Source organism: Streptomyces alkaliterrae (assembly GCF_007097205.2).
Lineage (GTDB): Bacteria > Actinomycetota > Actinomycetes > Streptomycetales > Streptomycetaceae > Streptomyces > Streptomyces alkaliterrae.
Window position 1 is genome coordinate 1 of the sequence record NZ_VJYK02000357.1, and the last position, 5174, is coordinate 5174.

The window sequence follows — 5174 nt, forward strand, 5'->3', positions numbered from 1 at the left end:
ATAAGAGACAGGCCACCGCCCGGGCGCTCGCCGCACTCACCGACGGCCTCATGCTGCAACTCCTCCTCACCGGCCGCCGCGCGGACCGCACCGAACTCCGCGAACTGTTCGCCCGCTGCTGCCCCGAGCTGTGACCCGGCCTGTCTGGGCTCTGAGACCGGTTTTCCTCCCGGCGGGCCGGGACGTTAGGTTCTTCGCATGACCGACGCTACCCACCGCACCACCGGCGCCGTCGCCGCCGGCCTCGCCACCGTCACCGCCGACGGGACCGTACTGGACACCTGGTTCCCCGCGCCCGAGCTGACCGCCGAACCCGGCCCCGCCGGCACCGAGCGGCTGACCGCCGAGCGCGCGGCCGAGCTCCTGGGCGACGCCGCCCCCAAGGCGCTGGGCCACGACCCGCTGCGCGGCGTGGAGGTCATCGCCGTCCGCACGACGCTCGCGTCGCTGGACGACAAGCCGCTGGACGCCCACGACGCCTACCTGCGGCTCCACCTCATCAGCCACCGGCTCGTGAAGCCGCACGGCCTCAGCCTCGACGGCGTCTTCGGCCTGCTCGCCAACGTCGCCTGGACCAGCCTCGGCCCGGTCGCCGTCGACAGCCTGGAGCAGGTCCGCCTCGCCGCCCGCGCCGAGGGCCGCCACGTCACGGTCACCAGTGTCGACAAGTTCCCCCGCATGACCGACTACGTCGTGCCCAAGGGCGTGCGCATCGGCGACGCCGACCGCGTCCGCCTCGGCGCCCACCTCGCCGAGGGCACCACCGTCATGCACGAGGGCTTTGTCAACTTCAACGCCGGCACCCTCGGCACCTCCATGGTCGAGGGCCGCATCAGCGCCGGCGTGGTCGTCGGCGACGGCTCCGACATCGGCGGCGGCGCCTCGATCATGGGCACCCTCTCCGGCGGCGGCAAGCAGACCATCTCCCTCGGCGAGCGCTGCCTGCTCGGCGCCGAAGCCGGCATCGGCATCTCCCTCGGCGACGACTGCATCGTCGAGGCGGGCCTGTACGTCACCGCCGGCACCCGCGTCACGCTGCCCGACGGCAAGGTCGTCAAGGCGCTGGAACTCTCCGGCGTCACGAACCTCCTCTTCCGCCGGAACTCCACCACCGGCGTCGTCGAGGCCCTGCCGAGGTCCGGCTCCTGGGGCGGCCTCAACGAGGCCCTGCACAGCCACAACTGAGCCGCTCCTCCCGTGCCCGGGTCTCCCCGGGCACGGGAAGTCGGGCCCCGGGCCGGGCGCCTTGAGCACGGCGCTAGATTGTCGGCATGGGTGATCTCGCCACCGGGTTGCGGTACTTCGCGCGTGGTCAGCGTTGGATGGTCGGGCACGGCAGGCTGTACGCCTTCTGTCTGATCCCCGCGCTGATCGCGCTGGTTCTCTATCTGGCCGCGCTTGTCGCGCTTGCGTTCCACGTCGGGGACTTCGCGGCCTGGGCCACGCCGTTCGCCGCCGACTGGAGTGACGGTCCGCGCGCCGCGCTGCGGGTGAGCCTCGCCCTGCTGCTGTTCCTCTTCGGGCTGCTGCTCGCGCTGCTCACCTTCACCGCCGTCACCCTGCTGATCGGCGACCCCTTCTACGAGTCGCTGTCGGAGAAGGTCGACGAGGAGGCCGGGCCCGTCCCCGACGCCCCGGAGCTGCCGCTGTGGCGGGAGCTGTGGATCTCCCTGATCGACAGTGCGCGGGTGCTCGGCCGGGCGCTGCTTTTCACCGTGCCGCTCTTCCTGCTCGGCTTTGTGCCGTTCATCGGGCAGACGGTCGTGCCGGTGCTGGGGTTCATGGTCTCCGGCTACTTCCTGACCGTCGAGCTCACCTCCGTCGCGATGCGGCGGCGGGGCGCCGACCTGCACCGGCGGTTGGCGATGCTGCGGGCCCGGCGCGGGCTGGCCTGGGGCTTCGGGACGCCGCTCGCGGTGTGCTTCGTGGTGCCGTTCGCGGCGGTGTTCCTGATGCCGGGGGCGGTGGCCGGTGCCACGTTGCTGACCCGGGAGATGTTCGGGGAGAACGTCACCGACGAGCGGGCCCCGGCCGGCGTCTGAGGCTGGGCCCGCACGCGGTGTTCTCAGCCGCTCATCGTCCGGCGCAGGGCGGTCACCAGACGTTCGACGACGTCCGCGCCGGCCGGGAGCAGTGGGCCGCGGACCGGGCCGCCCGGCAGGCCGGCGGCGGCGTAGAGCGCCTTGACGGCCACCGTGCCGGGCACGGCCCGCATCGCGTCCAGCAGCGGGAGCAGTGCCTGGTGGCGTTCCCGTGCGGTGCCGACGTTCCCGGCGTCGAACGCGTCCAGCATCTCCCGCAGCAGCGGGCCTGCGACGTGTGCGACCGTGCTCACCGCGCCGGCCGCGCCGATCGCGCGCAGCGGCAGGATCTCCTCGTCGGACCCGGCGTAGAGGGCCAGGCCCGTCTCGGCGATCGTGCGTCCCGCGCCCAGCAGGTCGTGCGAGCAGTCCTTGACCCCGGCCACCTTCGGGTGCTCGGCCAGCCGGCGCAGCGTTTCCGGCGTCAACGCCGTGCCGACACCGGTGCGTTCGGGGATGTCGTAGAGCAGCACCGGAAGCGCCGTGTTGTCGGCGACGGTCGCCAGGTGGTGGGCGACCATCTCCGGTGTGGGCCGCGAGTAGTACGGGGTGACGACCAGCAGGCCGTGGGCGCCGGCGTCCTCGCTCGCCCGGGCCAGCTCGACCGTGCGCCGGGTGTCGGCCGAGCCGACCCCGGCGGTCACCCTCGCCCGGTCGCCTACCTCCGCGAGCACCGCCCGCAGCAGCGCCAGCTTCTCGGCGTCGCTGGTGGCGACCGACTCACCCGTGGTGCCGTTCACCACCAGCGCGTCGCAGCCGCCCCGGTCCACCAGGTGCGCGGCCAGCCGGCGGGCGCCGGCAAGGTCCAGCGTCCCGTCGTCGGCGAACGGAGTGATCATCGCGGCCGCCAACCGGCCGAAGGGTCCCGAACTCATGCGGTGAGTCTGGAACCCCCGGCCGGTTCATGTCCACTTAGCGGTGCCGGTGTCGAATGTTCAGCGTCGCTAAGCTCTCGGCTCTACGGGACGAAGCGCAGGATCTGCGGGTCGTGGTCGCTGGCCTGGTCCGCGAACTCGGCGTTGGTGTGCACGATGTCGTAGTCGAACCGCTTGATGCCCGGGGAGACCAGCGTCTGGTCCAGCACCTGCGAGTTGCCCTGGAAGACGTACGTGTAGCGGTCGTTCCTCGGCAGCGAGAACACCGCGCTGCGCAGCACCCCGCCGGCGGTGAGGGTCTTGGTGGTCTCGGAGAACTCGAAGTCGTTGATGTCGCCGAGCACCACGACCCGCGCCTTGCGCTCCACGCTCAGCACGTCCTTCACGAAGGTGTTGACCGCCTTAGCCTGGAGGTGGCGCTGCGTCTCCGAGGAGCGGTTCGGCGGCTGGAAGCGGCCGTGCAGCGGCTGGTCGCCGCCCTTGGAGTTGAAGTGGTTGGCGACCACGATGACCGGCTTGCCCCGGAAGGAGAACTCCATCGCCAGGGGCTTGCGGCTGTTGTTCCACGCCGCGTTGCCCGGGTCGATGCGGCCGGGGGAGTGGGTGAGCGCCGCCTTGCCGCGCAGCTTCACCACGCCCGTCGCGGTGGTGGCGTCGCCGCCCGGCCGGTCGGTCGCCGAGACGCGGCGCGGGTCGAAGAGGAAGACGTTGCGGATGTTGCCGCCGGGCTGGCCGCCGTCCGCCTTGTCCTGCGGGTCGATGCCCCGCCACTGGTACCGGGGACCGCCGGCCGCCGCGATCGCGTCCGTGAGCTTCCGCAGCGTCTGGTCGGCGGCCACCGTGCCGTCGTCCTTCGGGCCGTTGTCGTCCTGGATCTCCTCCAGCGCCACGATGTCGGGGGAGGCGAGGCTGTTCACGATGCCCTCGGCGAGGCGGTCGAACTTGGCCTGCGGGTTGCCCGGGTGCAGGTTCTCCACGTTGTACGTGGCGACCGCCAACTCCTTGCGGCGCTGCGGCCTGGTCCGCTCGGGCTCCAGATCGCGCCGCTCCACCGTGCCCAGCTCCCGCGCCACGATGTGGTAGCCGCCGAACTCGTCGTAGTCCAGCGGGCCTTCGGTGCGGCCACGCAGGATGTCGCCGACGTCGGCGGTCGGGAAGGGCTGCTGGGCGAGCGGCGTCAGGCTCTCGATCTTCAGCCGGCCGCTGTTGGGGGAGCCGTGCGAGCCGTAGACCGTGCCGCCGCGCGCCGACGGGTTCTCCTTCGGCTTCACCGTGACCCACAGCTCCGCGTACTGCGTGCTGGGGCCGACGATCCGGCTGTCGCCGATCCGGACGTTCATGCCTTCGAGGGACTCCCAGAAGTCCAGCGCGTAGCGGTGGGGCTGGAGCCGCCGGCCCTCGATGGTGCCGTCCTCGTCGCCCTTGGGCGCGTAGCGGTCGGGCACCTTGTCGGCGTCGATCACGACCGGCTCCGGCAGTGCGTTGCCGGAGGAGACGACGGTCACCTGCGGGCGCGATATCTGAGTGATGGTCTGGTTCGCGGAGTTCAGCCCGCCCGGACGGTACTCGCCGACCGTGCCGCTCACCAGCACCGAGTCGCCGACCTTGACGGTCGGCGCGGAACTGGTGAACACGAACAGGCCCTCGCTGGTGGACGGGTCGTCGTCCGGCTGCTCGCTCTGGATCCAGAAGCCCCGCGAACCGTAGGTCCGCACACCGGTGACGATCCCCGCCACGTCCTCGACGGTGGTGCCGAGCAGCGGGGACGTCCGGGTGTCGCCCTGGATGTCGTGGATGCGGACCTCGCCGGCCGGACCGGTGTCGGAGCCGGCCGCCGCCTGGGCGTTGACGATGAGCAGGGTCGAGGTGAGCGCGGCGGCGGTGAGCGCGCACAGGGCGGCTGTGTGACGAGTGGTCAAGGGGTCCCTCCGGGGGAGGCTGAGCGCTGGGTGGTGGGGGAGCCGCGCCGATCGGTCCGGTCGGCGCGGCTGGTTACTTGCGCGTTTCTACGCGCGTAAAGGTTGCCGAGCCGAGAGGGCTTGTCAAGGGACGACAGCAGACTCACCGCTGAAGAACGGGTGAACCGGGCGGAGTCGGGGCCGACCCGTCTAGGCTGGGGCAGCGCCTCAGCGCCCTCAGTGCCCGCAGCGCCCGACCAGCCCAGTGCCTCGACGAGGAGCCTGACTTCAGATGAACGGTGAAGACCACCCCACCCTCC

5 protein-coding genes are annotated in these 5174 nt (G+C 71.9%); 3 read left to right on the forward strand and 2 right to left on the reverse strand.

What is annotated here, in order from left to right; translation table 11 throughout:
- The 3 genes from FNX44_RS29790 to FNX44_RS23570 form a co-directional block, all read left to right on the forward strand.
- Positions 1–134, forward strand: a 134-nt coding sequence (locus tag FNX44_RS29790) for a TetR family transcriptional regulator C-terminal domain-containing protein (protein ID WP_323369626.1), incomplete at its 5' end; no start/stop codon positions are given.
- Positions 135–198: 64 nt separating this feature from the next.
- Positions 199–1185 (forward strand): 2,3,4,5-tetrahydropyridine-2,6-dicarboxylate N-succinyltransferase, encoded by a 987-nt coding sequence (gene dapD / locus FNX44_RS23565; RefSeq protein WP_143650877.1) that lies wholly within the window; start codon positions 199–201, stop codon positions 1183–1185.
- A gap of 86 nt (positions 1186–1271) precedes the next feature.
- On the forward strand, positions 1272–2042 hold the full coding sequence (locus FNX44_RS23570) for an EI24 domain-containing protein (RefSeq protein WP_143650879.1): 771 nt from the start codon (positions 1272–1274) through the stop codon (positions 2040–2042).
- Positions 2043–2065: 23 nt separating this feature from the next.
- Here FNX44_RS23570 and dapA read toward each other — a convergent pair whose 3' ends face one another.
- Complete coding sequence (gene dapA / locus FNX44_RS23575; RefSeq protein WP_143650880.1) at positions 2066–2956, reverse strand: 4-hydroxy-tetrahydrodipicolinate synthase; 891 nt, start codon at positions 2954–2956, stop codon at positions 2066–2068.
- 83 nt (positions 2957–3039) lie between these two features.
- Positions 3040–4875, reverse strand: a complete 1836-nt coding sequence (locus FNX44_RS23580; RefSeq protein ID WP_143650882.1) for a DUF8508 domain-containing protein — start codon at positions 4873–4875, stop codon at positions 3040–3042.
- Positions 4876–5174 lie beyond the last annotated feature (299 nt).